This window comes from Microbacterium sp. ZW CA_36 (assembly GCF_044987475.1).
Taxonomy (GTDB): domain Bacteria; phylum Actinomycetota; class Actinomycetes; order Actinomycetales; family Microbacteriaceae; genus Microbacterium.
In genome coordinates, this window is the sequence record NZ_JBJDRL010000001.1 from 157,684 (window position 1) to 173,326 (window position 15,643).

The window sequence follows — 15,643 nt, forward strand, 5'->3', positions numbered from 1 at the left end:
GTGAGAGAGGTGTCCGCCGTGATCAGGCGGAAGCGGCCGAGCTGCCGGCCGCATCGGAGGACAGCGCCGGGCCGAATAGCCGGAGGCGCTCATCGCGGCGCGCTCGTTGCCGCGGCGGGTCGGCGATGGGTGCCGACATCTGCAGCCGACGTGTGTACGGATGCTGAGGTTTGGTCGCGACCTGGTGTGCGTCCCCGATCTCCACGATGCGGCCGCCCTGCAGCACAGCGATGCGGTCGCTGATGGCATGGACGACGCCGAGGTCGTGACTGATGAACAGGTAGGCGACTCCCGTCTCCTTCTGCAGTTCATCGAGGAGCGCCAGCACCCGAGCCTGTGTCGTCACGTCGAGCGCGCTGGTGGGTTCATCGCACACGATCACGGATGGATCGAGCGCGAGCGCCCGTGCGATCGCGATGCGCTGACGTTGGCCGCCGGAGAACTCGCGCGGATACCGAGAACCGGCATCGGACGGAAGTCCGACGGCATCCAGCAGCTCACGAACCCGCGTACGGCCCTGGGCGACTCCGGCGGCGCGGAGCGGCTCGACGAGGATGGTCTCCACCGTCATCGAGGGATTCAGTGACGAGTAGGGGTCCTGGAAGATGACCTGGATGTCGCGGGCGACCTGGCGACGCCGCGCCCGGGAGATGTTGCTGATCTCCTGCCCGCGGAAGGAGATCGTGCCCTCCGTGACAGGGGCCAGGCCCAGGATCGCTCGGCCGATCGTCGTCTTCCCCGATCCGGACTCCCCGACGAGGCTCACCGTCTCTCCGGCATTGAGGGCCAGCGAGACGTCCTCGATCACCGTCTTCCCGCCGCGCCGGCCGCCGTAGCGGACGACCAGATTGTTGATCTCGAGCAGCGACTCACTCATCACCGGTCACCTCCATCAGCTCGACCTTGCGCGACGATTCCAGGAGGTCGCGTGTGTAGGGGTGTGCGGGGGCGGCGAAGAGCGTGTCGACGTCGTTGCTCTCGACGATCCGCCCATCCTTCATGACGCTCACCCGGTCGCAGATGTCTGCCACCACCCCGAGATTGTGCGTGACGATGATCATGGCGAGGCCCCGCTCCAGGCTCAGCTCGCGCAGCAGCTCGAGTACCTCCGCCTGCACGGTGACATCGAGCGCGGTGGTCGGTTCGTCCGCCACGATCAGTTCGGGAGACGAAGCCACGGCGCCGCAGATCAGCACGCGCTGCGCCATTCCACCCGAGATCTCGTGCGGATACAGCCGCATCACGCGGTCGGGGTCGTCGATGCCGACGCGTGTGAGCAGGTCCACGAGCGCCGTACGCGCGCGGGACTTGGAGACGCCCGTGGCCGCGCGCAGACCGTAGATGAGCTGCGCGCCGATCGTGAAGGACGGGTCGAGATTCGACATGGGCTCTTGCGGCACATAGGCGATCTGCCGTCCTCGGGCTTTTCGGATGCGAGCTTTGTCGGCGAGCAGATCCTTGCCCTGGAAGAAGACGCTGCCGCCGAGGACGACCGCTTCGCGTGGCAGGATGCCGACCACCGAGAACGCGATCTGGGACTTGCCGGAGCCGGACTCGCCGACCAGTCCGTGGATCTCGCCGCGCCTGACATCCAGATCGACTCCATGAACTACCGCACCCACGTCGTCCGCAGAGACGGGGTATCCGACCCGGAGTCCGCGCACCGCGAGGACGACATCCTGAGGCGGTGTCAGGTCGTTCACGCCAGCCACGCGCTCGTCCTGTGCGACGCGCGCCAGGGAACGACGCCGCGACGGCTTGAGCGAGGCGCTGCGGTTGGAGGCTTGCAGCGTGTCACGCAGCGCGTTGCCCAGGAGTACGAACGCGAGGATCGTCACACTGATGATTACGGCAGGGAAGAAGATGTTCGCCGGCACCAGGTAGATGTTCTCGAATGCCTCCTGAAGGACGCGGCCCCAGGATGGCTCGTTGGGGCTGCCGAGGCCGATGAAGTCGACTCCCGCGAGAAGGGCGACGGCCGTGGCGAGAACGAACGAGCTCTGCACGATGACCGGCGCGCGCACGGCCGAGAGGACGTGGCGTCCGACGATGCGTAAGTCGGAGAGCCCGACGACCTTGGCCGCATCCACGTAGAGCTCCGACCGCACGCTGATCACAACGGATCGCACCAGTCGGTAGAAGCTGGGGGTGACGATGACGCCGAACGCCGTCATTGCCGCGGGGATGTTCGGGCCGGTGAGCGAGTAGAGCGAGATGATCACCGCGATCCCGGGAAGCGACATGATCAAGTCCGAGATGAAGTTGGCGACCGCTTCCGTCTTGCCCCGGTAAAAACCGGCGACGAGCCCTGACGTGAGGCCGAGGACGAGCGAGACGCCCAGCACGAGCACGCAGGCGAGAAGCGTCGCCTGGGTGCCCCACATCAGCCGCGACAGGATGTCCCGGCCGGACTGGTCCGTACCGAAGAGATGTCCCTCGGTGAAGGGTGGCACGTTCGCCGCAGCCAGATCGGTGGCATTGGGCGGGTATGGTGCGAGCCACGGAACCGTCACTGCCACGAAGACGAGGATCGCCAGGACCACGTAGCCGAACACCGCGAACGGGTTCTTGAGCAGCGAACGGAACGTGTTGCGCCGAACGCCTTTGCGTGCGAGCACCGCCGTGCCGTCGGCGGCCGGGTCGATTTCGTGCTGGTCGACGGTCATCGGATCCTCGACTTCGGGTTGAGAACGCCGATGAGCAGGTCGGCGAGGAAGTTGATGACGAGGACGAGGATCATTGTGAAGACCACCGTGCCCATCACCATGGGGACGTCGCCGGCCTGAGCTGACGACACGATGAGCTGGCCGATGCCGGGGAGGGCGAAGACCTGCTCGATGAACAGCGCAGCGCCGAGAAGTCCGAGCGTTGTGAGGCTGAGGACCACGAGGCCGGGCCCGGCGGCATTGCGAAGGACGTGGCGGAACAGAAGCGGTCCTTCCTTGATGCCCCGCGATCGCAGCGTGCGCACGTAGTCCTGCGACAGCGCGTCGAGAACGGACCCACGGAACTGCTGCGCCGACGAGGCGATCGTGCCGACGAGGAGCGCGGTGACCGGCAGGGTGAGCGACCACAGCCACCCTTGAACACCGTCTGCGATCGGTATGTACCCGGTCGCCGGATAGAGCGGAATCGCGATGGCGAATGCGAACACGAGGCCGATCGCGAGGATGAAACCCGGAACGGCAGCACCCAGCACGGAGAGGAACTGCACGACGCGGTCGACCCAGCCACCGTAGAGAGCGGCGGTGACACCGAGCACCACGCTGAGGATGGCCGTCAGGATCATCGTGATGACGATGAGTGACAGCGTGACCGGGATGCGCGTCGAGAGAGCATCCGTCACCGACTGCCCGGTGAGGAAGGATGCCCCGAGATCGCCCCGCACTACCCCGGACAAGTAGTCGAGGTACTGGACGATAAGGGGACGCGTGAGCCCCAGCTGTTCCGCCTTGGCCGCAACCTGCTCATCGGAGGCGCTGAGCCCGAGAACCGAGCGAGCGATTCCGATGCCGTCGGTGAACGTGACCGTGAAGGTGATGAAACCGACGATGACGAACAGTCCGGCGGCGCGGACGAGGTTGATGGCGATGTAGCGAAGCATGCTGGGGCTCACCGTCTCCTAGTTCTTCTGGAAGTCCCGCAGCAGCGGGTGCAGGGCGGAGAAGTCCGACATCGTCGGGATGCTGATGTCCGAGCTGTACAGGTAGAACCCGTCCGGGTATGCCATCGGCACGAACCAGGCCTGGTCGATGACGTACTGGTTGATCTCCTTCTGCGCTGCGACACGCTCTTCGTCCGAGCCCGTCAGGATGGTCTGCCAGAGGCCATCAATGGTCTCGTCCGGCTGGTGCGACACGTTCCAGATGCCGTCGGGCAGGATGTAGTCCTTGATGTCCTGCAGCGACTCGCCATAGTTGCCGAGCTGCCAGAGCGGCACCGGGTACGTCCCGCTCAGCAGTTCCGTGATCGCGTCGGGACCGGTCAGGTTGACCTGCTCGACCGTGATGTTGAGCTGCGCGAGCTGCTCCGTCACGTACGGGAACAGCAGGTCGTGGTTCTGCCCTTCGAAGAACGGGATCTGAAGAGTGAATCCGTCGGCATATCCCGCCTCCGCCATGAGCGCCTTTGCGGCCTCGACATCGTAGGGGTACGGGTCCTCGGTGAGGTCCTCGAGGTAGGCGCTGCTGCCCGGCCGGAAGATCTGATATGCCGGGTCGGCGTAGCCCCGGTACAGATCGTTCGCGATCGAGTCGCGATCGAAGACCATGTTCATGGCCTGGCGCACCCGGACGTCCCCGAGCGCAGGGATGCTCTGCCCCAGGTGATCCGTGATGAGGAGTCGGGTGGTCGTGCCGCGAAGCGTGACCGCCTCCAGCCCCGACTTCTTCGCCTCGTCGATGGTCGCCGCGCTGCCCAGGATGCCGTCGATCTGGCCGGTCTTCAGCGCGTTCAGGCCGGCAGTGGCATCCGTGAACACCTTCAGCACGAGCGTCTCGTACGGATAGGTGTCGCTGTCGAAGTAGTCCGGGTTCTTCGTCAGTGTGTACGACGATCCCTGTGTGCTCTTGCTGGGCTCGTAGATGTACGGCCCGCTGCCGACCACGGTGGTGTCCTGCTCATCACCGGCGTAGTACTCGGCAGAGGAGATCTGGGCTTCGCACAGGATCAGGTCGAGCGTCGGGGTCGGCTGCGGCCAGGTGATAGTCATGTTGTAGTCGTCGACGACGTCGAAGGTGAGGTCGGCGAAACGGGCGTTGTTCTCACCCGCGAACTCGTAGGCCGCCTGAACGTCCTCGGTCGTGAGGTCGCTGCCATCCGAGAAGGTGATGTCGTCACGGAGGGTGATGGTGGCGGCACTCTTGTCCTCGTTGTACTCCCACTCCTCGGCGATCTGAGCGGACGGCTTGCCGAACTCGTCGCAGATCAGCAGGGTGTCCCACGCGGCGTCGGCGAACCAGCCCTGATAGGTGGGCTGGATACCGACGCTGAGGCCGGGGATATCGGAGGTCATGCCGAGGGTGAGCGTGTCGCCCGCCCCACCAGTGGCGGAACCCCCACCGCCTCCGGGGGCGCAGGCTGTGAGCGCGAGTGCCGCAACCAGCGCGGGGACCGCGACGGCTACGGCTGCGCGTCGACGTGTGAATCGCATTGCAACTCCTTTGTTGAATCTCTTGGCCCGGGCGGTGCTGCCCGTCTGACGGAAGACCATGACGTTCGGATCGTCCGCCAGCGACGTTAGGCCCGGCCATGCAGCGCAGCAATCGCGCCGCCGATTATTGCGCAACGCGGTGGACGGTAGATTTCACACCCCGCGCTACCGACTCCGAGCCTTCCGGTCCGGCAGTCGGTCGTGCAAGCCGCTCGCCGACCGGCATCCGGGCGTCGCTGCCTTGCGTCCGCCGAGGTCGCATGCGTTACGATCGGCCGCGACATGCAGTTGCGCAAAATAGGGGAATCGTGGACGACAAGCGAGGCCAGGCGGTCACTCTCCGGGACGTGGCGGAAGCCGCCGGCGTGTCTGTCGCCACCGCGTCTCGCGCCCTGACGGGACGCGGCGACCTCTCCCGGCGTACGCGGGAGCGGGTCGCTGTTGCCGCCCGCGAGTTGGGATACGACCGAGCCGACGCGACGCGCGGTCGCCCGACGACTCTCGATCCGCGCCTCATCGAATTCGTGCTGGGCAGCTTCGACGACGCGTGGACGAATGCGATGACGACGGGCGCGCGTGAAGCAGCCTTCCGGCTCGGATTCGATCTCGTACTCACCCTGGAACGCGCCGACCCGACGGACGACTGGCCAACACGGGTCGCAACACGCCGGCCATCCGGAGTGATCATCGGGATCATCCGGCCCACAACGCGCCAGCTGGACGAATTGCGGGGTCTGCGGATTCCCATCGTTCTTCTCGAGCCTCGATCTGATCCCGAGGGTGCCCTCGCGAGTGTGGGGACGACCGATTGGCAAGGCGGCTATGACGCTGGAGCGCACCTGGCCGGTGCGGGCTACGACCGCTACGTCATCGTCACGGGTGAACCGAGGTACCGATTCGGGCGGGCTCGAGAGGAAGGGTTCCGGCAGGCGATCGCGGACGCCACCGGAAAGGAAGTGACCCGAATCAATTCAGAGTGGACAGACGCACCCCTCACCGAGGGGATGCTGCGCGCGATCGCTGAGGATCGACGGTCGGTAGGCGTGTTCGCCTGCAACGACGAAATGGCCTTCGCTGTCTATCGAGCAGCGGCACAGCTCGGCCGAAGCATCCCGGACGACATCGGTGTCGTGGGCTTCAACGACGAACCCCGTGCCGCGCATGCCCATCCCCCGCTGACCTCTGTACGCCAGCCACTACGGGAGATGGCGGCGCGAGCGGTCGAACTCGTCGCCGAGCTGCGCCGACATGAGGATGATTCCTTCGAGCGGATCGAGCTCCCGAGCGAACTCATCGTGCGCAGATCCACGAGGGTTGTTCTGGGGAAGGACAATCCCGCGGAACGGTGAAGCGGCTCGGGCGCGGATGGATGCCCTGGCGTCGGGCATCCATCCGCGGACCTCTACTGAGTGACGAGCACGCGCACGCGGTCGATGTTCTGCAACAGCGCGTACTTCGCGCCAACGTTGCCGTCGCGCTCCGCCGTGACCCGGACGCTCACGAAGTAGGTACCGGGTTGGGTGAACGTGTGGGTGGTCGCGAGTGCCACGATCTGCCGCGGCGTCCGCACGACGCCGGGGACATAGGTGCCGTCGCCTTCGAAATCCCAATCGGCGGCGACGATCTTGCCGCCGCCGAGCGGGGCGCGTGCGGCTGCGACGAGACTCACCGGCTTGCCGACCTTCGCCTTGATGATCCCGTCGCCGAGCGACACGAAGTCGACGGTGGGCTGGATCCCGCCGCGAACGACCGCGAGCGGCGACACTTCGATCTGCGAGTCCTTGATGGAATAGCGTGTCGATGCGGGTGCCGGCACGCCGTCCTCGGCCCAGCGGGCGACGTCGCGCAGAGCCTGCTCGACTTCGCCGTACCAGTCCACGAGTGTGGCTGCTCGAGTGCCGGTCGGTGCAGCATCCTGGTGGTCGGCGTGGTCGGTGAAGTAGACCCGGTAGTTCCCAGATGCGGCAGACCCCAGGGCCGCCTCGACGCGCTTGCGATACCAGTCCGTGTGCAGCGGCAGGGCGTCGCTGTCATACAGGTTGGACACCACGATGACCTTGCCGTTGATCGTCCCGTCGAAGGCAGCGTTGCCTGAGACGGCACCGGAGAATCCGGGCTCCCCGACCGCACGCTGCGGGTACAGCGGTGTGCCGTCGGGCTTGCGGAACTGATCGAGCGCGATCCAGCCGGTGTTCGCAGCGGGGAGCTGGTAGCGGTACGCGAAGCGCTTGGCGATGTTCCAGCGGTGCCCGACGGTGTCACCCATCTCGGCCAATTCAGCCCGGACGCGCTCTCCAAACGGGCTGTTCTCGGCGCCGAGGTACCCGGACAAGTTCCAGAAGTCGTCGACGTACGTGGGGTCGTAGGCGAGCGGGCTATCAGAGGCGAGTCCGGCGCCGTAGTACTGCGGGTCTCGGCCGAGCAGGTAGTCGGGGTTCTCCCACGCCTTCCACGGAATGCCGAGCTTGTGCAGCTCAGTGAGCATCGCGCTCTCCGCCGCGTCCAGCGTCGCGTACGGATTGCCGCTGCCCCCGGGCAGGAGCGCGTCGCGGATCGCAGCGGCCTTGTCGCCGAGTATCAGCTCTGCCGCCGAGCGTCCGTTGAAGTTGTAGCTGGTCGGTGTCGGCACCGCCTGCACCATCGGAACGAATCCCTGCCACACCCCGTCAGTGTTCTCCGCAGCGCCCACGGTCTGGAACGACCCGCCGCTCGGGCCGTAGAGGTAGCCGAAGATCTCGCGGTCGCTGCCGTAGTAGGCGGCCGCAACGGTCTCTGCGAACTTCGCTGCCGCGGCCGCGTGTCGATAGCCCAGAGAAACGGAACCGTTCCCGGCCTGCACAGCGTAGCCGCCACTCGCCAGAGCGAACCCAATGGCGCGATCGCTCGCACGAGCCGTGCTCTGGTCTGCCGCAAACGTCGTCGGGTACGTGTACTGGAAGAACCGTCCGTCCCACTGAGCCTTGTCCGCATCTGCGTGGAGGTAGATCGTGAACTGGATGTTGGTTCCCTCGAAGTGGCCGGACACCCGGTGGTGCGGCACTGGCACGGTCTCGTCGGTCTCGGCGTCGATGACTGGATATGCGTAGGTCTGGTCGATGCAGTCGGCGGTTACCTGCATGGGCGCACTCGGCGCCGGCTGAACGCACGGCGCTGGTTCGGCGGCGGCCGGCACCGCGGGCAGTAGCACTGCGGTCAGCGCGATCGCGGCACCGAGCCCCAACGGCGCACGGCGAGCAAGAGATGGTCTGGGCACGGTGGCTCCTCCAGCGTCTTCGATGGCTGCCTTCACGACCGTCGTGGCGGCAGAGCTCGCACCTCCATCACCTCTGAGGGATGCGAACAGCGACCGACGCTAAGCCGGGCAGCACGACGGACACAACAGAGCACGCGACTATTGCGCAAGGTGGGGACTGCTGCACGAGCAGGTGACAGGTTGACCTGCCCCACCTAACCGTGCAGCAGTCCCGTCGGCCTTCCCGACGGCGCTCAGCATCACACGACGGACAGAACGCCGATAGCGGCGAGCACCACCCATGCCAGGTAGGCGAGGAGGCAGAACCTGTCCGGCCATCCGATTCGGATCTCAGGCGAACCGCCCTGCCCGTGCGCGGGGGCAGCGGCACTGAGGAACCACACCAGACCGGCCAACGGAACAACGGACGCGATCGCCAGCATCCATCCGAGCTCGGTCACCACCCCAACGCCCGCGAACAGTGCGGCAGGGGGAAAGCCGGCGAGGAGGATGATGCCCAGTACCGTGTGCGCCCTGCCCACGGGCGTGGCCTGAGCACGCGGAGTCATGATCGGATCGGCGTCGATGAACGCTGCACCGAGCGCGCCCAGTGCGACAGCGGCAAGGCCGATGGTCCACGCGCCGCCGAACGGCCACAAGGCGACGCACGTCGCGGCAGGGCTGATCGCCATCGTGACGAAGGCGAGGCGCATGACCCACCCGTATCGCCCGACGGAGTACTCGCTGATCATCCGCCAGGACGGGTCGTACTCGGGCTCGAGGACATGAAGCACCGCGATCAGCCCCACCGTGATCCCGCCGGCGACGAGCGCCGTCACGGCGGCGATGACAGCGACACTCACTATGCGACAGCCATACCTGCAGCGACCACGGGCACCCTCCCTGCGCGGCACTCTATCCCGGCAGGTGTCTCGCGGTCCCCGGCAAAGCCCGCTTGGACCTCCGGATCAATCTGGGATGACGACGGACTGTGTGCCGAGTGCGACCCCGCGCTTACGGCCGGTTCGGAACGTCAGGTGGCCGTGAGGTCGGCGATCTGGTCACGCGCGAGACCGGAGTGCCATTTCCTGGCTGGCTCGTTCTCCGTGACGCAAGCAACATCGTGGACGAGCTGACGGATGACGGCGTACTGTCGCCGTATGCCGGAGGTCGTGGTCGGCGGGGTGCACATCGCTTATCAGCGCCGCGGTCGCGGGGCACCGCTCGTCATATTCCACGGGGCGTTCGAGGACTCGCGGATGTGGGACGAGGAACTCAAGCGGCTCAGCCTACAACTTGACGTGATTGCGTGGGATGCACCGGGGTGCGGAGCATCTGGAGATATCCCCACCACGTGGCATGCCGGGGACTGGGCAGACGCCGCTTCCGGGTTCATCACGGCTCTGGGACTGACAACGCCCGCAGTCGCGGGCTTCTCTCTCGGGTCGGTGATCGCGCTGCTTCTCGCACGCGACCATCCCACCTCTGTGGGCCGGCTCGTGCTCGTCGGCGCCTACGCGGGGTGGGGCGGGTCCCTCGCCCCCGACGCGCTTGCGGAGCGCATCGCGGCGGTGCGATTCACAATGGAGCACCCCGCCGCGGAGTGGGCAGACGAGTTCCTCGATTCCGTCCTCGCGCCCGACGCGGGCCCGGAGCATCGCGCCCACGCTCGCAGCCTCCTCGAGGACTGGCGGCCCGCCACCACTGCGGCACTGCTTCCCGTGATGACGCAAGACCTGCGGCCGGGTCTGGCGAAGATCCGAACGCCGACGGTCATCGTGCGCGGCACTGCCGACGCCCGCAGTCCTCGGAGTGCCTCATTGGAGTTGTGCGAACTCCTTCCCGAAGCCCGACTCGTGGAGGTCGCCGGAGCCGGGCACGACTGCACCGGTCCTGAGCTCGATGCGGTGCTGGTGAGGGCGTCGCAGGAGGCGCATGCAACGGCGGACCCGCCCAACGGCTGATCACAGGCCGAGCAGACAGAGTCAGCGCGCGCCGAGCGCGGATACATGCCGACGGCGCCAGCGGCGGCAGCATCCCTCGCCGAAAGGGCACCGTCGATTTCGGAGCCGATGTCGATCTCGAGCCCGCCCGTTCGACGCACGAAGTGAAGGCGGCGCTGAAGCCGCCCACGACGAAAGGATCCAGCATGACGCAGTACTTCCTGACCGTGCCCCACGACTCGGCGAGCGAGCCGACGATGGAGTCGATGCAGGAGTTCGATCCTGCTGAGCTCGCCGCCGTCATGGTGGCGGTCGACGGCTTCAACACCGCACTGAAAGACGCGGGCGCGCTCTTGTTCGCCGGCGGACTCAACCCGCCATCCACTGCGAAGACCGTCGACGTGAGCTCAGGCGAGCCGCGGGTACTCGACGAGCCGTTCGTCGTGGCGCCGTCGTATGTCGGCGGGTTCTGGGTGATCGACGCAGCCGACGACGCCGCCGCCGTCGAATGGGCGACGAAGGCCGCGACCGCCTTGCAGTCCCGCATCGAGGTGCGAGCACTTCAGGAGGCACCCGACGCGTAGAGCCCGGTCGGCAGCCCTGACACGTCGCGGTCCGCCACCTCCGAACCGGAGGCGGCGGACCCTTCGCGTTCGGCGAGCACAGCCCTCGACCGGCTTGTGAGTGCGCTGGATGGTTGAGAATACTGGGGCGATGCTCCCCCACTTCTCCGATGGCGCCACGGCGGACGAGGCGCGGGCAATACTCCTCGCTGCCGGCTGGAACGAGGTCGGCGTGGGCGACTGGGCGTGGGTGCACGCCTCGCCCGACGACAGTGTGGTTGCACGAGTGACCCCCTTCGACCCGGCCTTCCACCTCTTCGCGGAGGCCTGCCTGGAAGGGTGGACGAACCCGTTCCTCGTCCGCGTGGACGAACTGGTTCCGCTTCGCCACAAGGGGTACGTCGTGGTCATGGAGCGGCTTCACGCGGCGGACGAAGATCGCGCGCAACGACTCGCGGCGGCTCTGACCATCGATCAGGAGGGCCCATCGGCGCAGCCGGCGACTTCGGACGCCGGGCTTGCTGCCGACTCGGACGTCATTGCTCTCCGGACTCGCGTCGAGGAGCTCGTCGCCGAGGGCGACCGTCGCTTTCGTCTCTGGGGAGGTGCAGACATCCGACCCGCGAACATCCTGCAGACCCTCGACGGTCAGCTTCGCGTCACCGATCCTGTCTTCGTCCGGGGCCTGGACATCTTCGAAGCCATCCGCGACGGCCACGCCGACCGGCTCGGGGACTTCTCGCGCGCTGACCTCCACGATTTTCTGTCCATTCCGGTGTTTCCTCCCGGCCCGGAGACGGACACCCTCCATCACAAAGTCGATGCCCTCCTGAGCTAGCCACGTTCCGCAATCGAGCTGCCACGCGTCACGCGAAAAGGGTGATGGCCTTTCGCATTCGTCCTGCCACACTCGCGGCATGACGACTCACGAGGGGGATTTGGCGAGCATGACGATCGAGGCGACAACAGGACTGGGCCTGACGACGGAAGAACTCGCGGAGGAATTGGCGCACGTCTCCACGCCCGACGTGCTTTCGACGCCCTTCGGAGAATTCGAGTTCTTCGACGGGGTTCCGAAACCCCAATCGGTGCAATCGATCTTCGACGGACTCGACCTCGTCCGCGGCATCACCGCATTCCTGAACACCGTTCCCGGCGCATCGCTGGTGGCGATGCGGCGCGGACTGCGCACGGCCGGGGTCGACTCCCCCGACAAGATCGGCTACACCGATCCGCGGTGCACTTCTACGCCGATCTTCCTCACCCCGAACACCGAGACCACGTACGGCGTCACATTCCTCGACCTGAAGGCGTGGGGGCCGACGGTCATCGAAGCACCGCCGCAGTCGCTGTGCGTCGTCGACGACTTCTGGTTCCGGTACGTCGCCGACATGGGGATCGCCGGCCCCGACCGGGGCGCGGGCGGCAAGTTCCTCTTCCTGCCCCCGGGCTACGACGGCGAGCGACCCGACGGCTACTACACGTACGAGTCGCCGACGTTCACGAACTTCGTCGTGATCCGCGCGCTCGGCGGGGTGCCGGCCATCAAGCAGTCCCGCATCTACCGGCTCAGCGACGCCGCGGCTGCGCCCGAGAACACGTTCGTGAACATCGGCGAGCAGGCCATCAACACGGTCCACGCCAACGACTTCTCTTTCTTCGAAGAGGTCGCCCAGCTCGTCGCCGAAGAGCCGACGACGGCACTCGACCCGGAGCGCGCGGGCACGCTCGCCTCGCTCGGCATCCATCACGGCACGCCGTTCGCACCCGACGACCGTCTTCGCGGCATCCTCGACAACGCGGCCCAGATCGGCGCGGCGATGGCGCGAGCCACTCTCTACGCGGCCCGCGACCCCCAGTCGTTCCGCTGGGAGGGGTCGTCGTGGAAGGAGGGCTTCGTGGGCGGCAGTTACGAGTTCCTGAACGACGGCGCCCGCAACCTCAACGCCCGCACGCTCTTCCACTACGCCGCCACGGTGATCACACCGGCTATGGCGCACGCGCAGGTCGGCGCGGGCTCGGCCTACATCTACACCGCCGAAGACGCCGACGGCGCCCTGCTCGATGGCGGCGCGACCTACACGCTGACCATCCCGGCGAACGCGCCGGCCAAGAACTTCTGGGCGATCGACGCGTACGACACCCAGACCCGGTCGCTGCTGCAGTCCACCGCCTACCCGGCCGTCTCGAGCCTGGCGGAGGACATCCAGGCGGAGGATGACGGATCCCACGTGCTCTGGTTCGGGCCGACGGCTCCGGAGGGCAAGGAGTCCAACTGGATCCCGACACTGCCGGGCAAGTCGTGGTGGCCGCTCCTGCGGCTCTACGGCCCGCTCGAGCCGTGGTTCGACATGACGTGGCGCTTGCCCGAGATCACCCGCGTGCAGGGCTGAGGCGGTCGCCGCTCCCACCTGACCCGTCCCGCTCGCGACACGACGCTCGGCCGTCACATATCGCGAGCGGGACGGCTGCCCACCACACGCCCTGGCTAGGATGCACCCGTGTCCGAATCGAGCCTTGAGGCCCCGTCATCCGTGCGAAGCCTCAGCAGCCACCTGCTGTCGACGAAGACATCGATCAGACCGCGACGCGCGGGCGCGGTCAGCCGGCGCGACGTGATCGACCGCGCGCGCGAGAGCGGCGCGAGCGTCGTCGCCGTCACCGCACCGGCCGGCTATGGCAAGTCGACGATGCTCGCGGAATGGGCGGCCGTCGAGAGCCGGCCCGTGGCCTGGGCGACCGTCGACGACTTCGACGACGACCCGGTGGCGCTGCTCACGCTGCTCGCCACGGCGGGCGGCCAGATCTCCCCGCGAGCGCGCGAGGTCTCGGAGGCGATGGGCGCCATGGGCGTAGGGGTTCTCGGCCGGTCCGCGCCAATGCTGGCGGAGGCGCTCGCCCAGGCGCCGGCACCGTTCGTGCTGTTCGTCGACGACGTGCATGCCGCGTCATCCGACGCGTGCCATGATGCGCTCGAACTCGTGCTGGCCGGCATCCCGGCGGGATCGCAGATCGTGCTCGCGAGCCGGCGCGAGCAGCCGTACCTGGCGCGGCTTCGCGCAGACGGCGCGATGTTCGAGCTCGGCTCCGACGACCTCCGCATCGATGAGGAGGGCGCTCGTCGCATCTTCAAGGGCGCGAGCGTCACCGTGTCCGACGAGGCGCTGGCTGTCGCCGTCGATCGCTGTGAGGGATGGGCGACCGGCCTCTACCTCTGTGCGCTGGCGACACGGGCCGGCTCGGATGTCGTGGCGATCACCGGCGGCGAGCGCTTCGTGGCGGACTACCTGTACGGCGAGGGTCTCGCCGGCCTCTCCGACGAGCTGCGGGACTTCCTCCGGCGCACGGCGGTGCTCGACCAGATGTCGGGCCGGCTGTGCGATGCGATGCTGCAGACAGATGACTCGCACGCTCTCCTGCGCGATCTCGAGGCCCGGGGCGTCTTCCTCGTCGCGCTCGACGGCGAGCGCCGCTGGTTCCGCTATCACGCGCTGTTCCGCGAGTTCCTGCTGACGGAGCTGTCTCGGGTCGAGGCATCCCGCATCGTCGGGCTGCACCTCCGCGCGGCGGAGTGGTTCGAACAGGCGGGACTGCCCGAGCGTGCCATCGAGCACCTGCTGGCCGCCGGTGAACGCACGCGCGCCGGCGTGCTGGTCGCCCAGCTGGCGATGCCGGCCTACCAGAGCGGCCGCATCGCCGTGCTCGACCGATGGCTCGCCGCGCTCGGGCCGGCGACGATCGAAGCCTCGTCGGGCCTGATGGGCATCGCCGCGTGGACGGCCCTCCTTGCCGGTCAGTCCCCCGCCGCCGAGGAGCGCGCTGGCACGCTCGAACGCGCGCGGCTGGATTTCGCTACCGCGGACGAGGCGCTCGCGTTCGAGTCGTCGCGCGCGATGATCCGGATCGCGATGTGTCTCAGCGGTCCCTCTCGGCTTCTCACGGATGCCGAGCTCGCCGTGGCCAGTGAGCCCCTGTGGAGCCCGTGGCGGGCGCCGGCGCTGTACCTGCTCGGCACGGCGCTCGTGCTCGTCGGCGACACGCCCGGCGCGGAGCGCGCGTTCACGGCATCCGTCGAGCGGGCGGCGCAGGCGGGCAACACCGCCGCCCACCTTCTCAGCGAATCGGAGCTGGCGGTGATCGCCCTGGACGGCGGGACGATCGAGGATGCTGCGCACCATGCCCGCGCCGCGATGAGCGTGGTCGACGACAACCACCTCGACGGCTATCCGACCGCGACCCTCGCCCTGGCGGTCAGTGCACGTGTCGCGCTGCGGCGGGGCGATGCCGCGGCATCCCATCGCCTGCTCGCCCGCGCGATGCGGGCGCGCATCCACTGCAACCATGTGATGCCGTTCGTCGCCGTACGTGCCCGGCTGCAGCTGGCCAAGGTGTTCGCAGGGCTGGGCGATGCTGCTGCGGCGCGCCAGCTGCTCAAAGAGGCCGACGACCTGCTGCAGCGCTGCCCGCAGGTCGCGGCACTCGGCGCCGAGGTGACGGAGTTCCGGCAGTCCCTGGGCGACGGCTCCGGCACCGTGCTGGGACTCCCGCTCACGCCCGCGGAGATGCGGCTCCTCCCCTACCTGCAGACGCACCTCATGATCGCCGAGATCGGCCAGCGCCTCTTCATCTCGCGGAACACGGCCAGCACCGAGGTGAAGTCGATCTACCGCAAGCTCGGCGCGACCACACGTTCGGCGGCCGTGGAGCGCGCGATCGAGCTGGGGCTGCTGGGCGGCTGATCAGGACACGCGTG

At 67.5% G+C, this 15,643-nt stretch carries 12 protein-coding genes; 6 read left to right on the forward strand and 6 right to left on the reverse strand.

Annotation, left to right across the window (positions count from 1 at the left end; translation table 11 throughout):
• Positions 1-22 precede the first annotated feature (22 nt).
• Genes ACI3KX_RS00710 through ACI3KX_RS00725 form a run of 4 tightly spaced genes read right to left on the reverse strand, consistent with a single transcriptional unit; the run spans position 23 to position 5,014 of the window.
• Positions 23-877, reverse strand: coding sequence for an ATP-binding cassette domain-containing protein (locus ACI3KX_RS00710; RefSeq protein WP_363353268.1), 855 nt, complete (start codon positions 875-877; stop codon positions 23-25).
• Entirely contained in the window at positions 870-2,666 is a 1,797-nt protein-coding gene (locus tag ACI3KX_RS00715) for a dipeptide/oligopeptide/nickel ABC transporter permease/ATP-binding protein (protein WP_363353270.1), read from the reverse strand. Before ACI3KX_RS00715 ends, ACI3KX_RS00710 begins: the two co-directional genes overlap by 8 nt.
• On the reverse strand, positions 2,663-3,616 hold the full coding sequence (locus tag ACI3KX_RS00720; RefSeq protein ID WP_310292677.1) for an ABC transporter permease: 954 nt from the start codon (positions 3,614-3,616) through the stop codon (positions 2,663-2,665). The genes ACI3KX_RS00715 and ACI3KX_RS00720 overlap by 4 nt, the downstream gene beginning before the upstream one ends.
• Positions 3,617-3,622: 6 nt before the next feature.
• Positions 3,623-5,014 carry an ABC transporter substrate-binding protein gene (locus ACI3KX_RS00725; RefSeq protein ID WP_404907097.1) on the reverse strand — a complete coding sequence of 464 codons (1,392 nt, stop codon included), beginning with the start codon at positions 5,012-5,014 and terminating at the stop codon, positions 3,623-3,625.
• 446 nt (positions 5,015-5,460) lie between these two features.
• On the opposite strand from ACI3KX_RS00725, the gene ACI3KX_RS00730 reads away from it, so the two are divergent.
• Positions 5,461-6,501, forward strand: a complete 1,041-nt coding sequence (locus ACI3KX_RS00730) for a LacI family DNA-binding transcriptional regulator (protein WP_363353276.1) — start codon at positions 5,461-5,463, stop codon at positions 6,499-6,501.
• 53 nt (positions 6,502-6,554) lie between these two features.
• Here the strand turns inward: ACI3KX_RS00730 and ACI3KX_RS00735 are convergent, their stop codons facing one another.
• Positions 6,555-8,270 (reverse strand): PKD domain-containing protein, encoded by a 1,716-nt coding sequence (locus ACI3KX_RS00735; RefSeq protein ID WP_404907100.1) that lies wholly within the window; start codon positions 8,268-8,270, stop codon positions 6,555-6,557.
• Between the two features lie 374 nt (positions 8,271-8,644).
• Positions 8,645-9,247, reverse strand: coding sequence for a DUF998 domain-containing protein (locus ACI3KX_RS00740; RefSeq protein ID WP_404907102.1), 603 nt, complete (start codon positions 9,245-9,247; stop codon positions 8,645-8,647).
• Positions 9,248-9,544: 297 nt separating this feature from the next.
• Between ACI3KX_RS00740 and ACI3KX_RS00745 the strand changes: the two genes are divergently transcribed.
• From ACI3KX_RS00745 to ACI3KX_RS00765, 5 genes are all read left to right on the forward strand, one after another.
• Complete coding sequence (locus ACI3KX_RS00745) at positions 9,545-10,348, forward strand: alpha/beta fold hydrolase (RefSeq protein WP_404907104.1); 804 nt, start codon at positions 9,545-9,547, stop codon at positions 10,346-10,348.
• Positions 10,349-10,533: 185 nt separating this feature from the next.
• Positions 10,534-10,911: a YciI family protein gene (locus tag ACI3KX_RS00750; protein WP_404907106.1), complete on the forward strand. Its 378-nt coding sequence runs from the start codon at positions 10,534-10,536 to the stop codon at positions 10,909-10,911.
• A 211-nt stretch (positions 10,912-11,122) separates the two neighbouring features.
• Positions 11,123-11,728: a hypothetical protein gene (locus ACI3KX_RS00755; protein WP_404907108.1), complete on the forward strand. Its 606-nt coding sequence runs from the start codon at positions 11,123-11,125 to the stop codon at positions 11,726-11,728.
• 79 nt (positions 11,729-11,807) lie between these two features.
• Positions 11,808-13,283 carry a DUF1254 domain-containing protein gene (locus ACI3KX_RS00760; protein ID WP_404907110.1) on the forward strand — a complete coding sequence of 492 codons (1,476 nt, stop codon included), beginning with the start codon at positions 11,808-11,810 and terminating at the stop codon, positions 13,281-13,283.
• A gap of 108 nt (positions 13,284-13,391) precedes the next feature.
• Positions 13,392-15,629: a LuxR C-terminal-related transcriptional regulator gene (locus ACI3KX_RS00765; RefSeq protein ID WP_404907112.1), complete on the forward strand. Its 2,238-nt coding sequence runs from the start codon at positions 13,392-13,394 to the stop codon at positions 15,627-15,629.
• Positions 15,630-15,643: the final 14 nt, after the last annotated feature.

What these genes read in the sequence shown, in the direction of transcription:
- ACI3KX_RS00710 (WP_363353268.1), bottom strand. Translation starts at nt 877, where the DNA reads ATGAGTGAGTCGCTGCTCGAGATCAACAATCTGGTCGTCCGCTACGGC.
- ACI3KX_RS00715 (WP_363353270.1), bottom strand. Translation starts at nt 2,666, where the DNA reads ATGACCGTCGACCAGCACGAAATCGACCCGGCCGCCGACGGCACGGCG.
- ACI3KX_RS00725 (WP_404907097.1), bottom strand. Translation starts at nt 5,014, where the DNA reads ATGACCTCCGATATCCCCGGCCTCAGCGTCGGTATCCAGCCCACCTAT.
- ACI3KX_RS00735 (WP_404907100.1), bottom strand. Translation starts at nt 8,270, where the DNA reads ATGCAGGTAACCGCCGACTGCATCGACCAGACCTACGCATATCCAGTC.
- ACI3KX_RS00745 (WP_404907104.1), top strand. Translation starts at nt 9,545, where the DNA reads ATGCCGGAGGTCGTGGTCGGCGGGGTGCACATCGCTTATCAGCGCCGC.
- ACI3KX_RS00750 (WP_404907106.1), top strand. Translation starts at nt 10,534, where the DNA reads ATGACGCAGTACTTCCTGACCGTGCCCCACGACTCGGCGAGCGAGCCG.
- ACI3KX_RS00760 (WP_404907110.1), top strand. Translation starts at nt 11,808, where the DNA reads ATGACGACTCACGAGGGGGATTTGGCGAGCATGACGATCGAGGCGACA.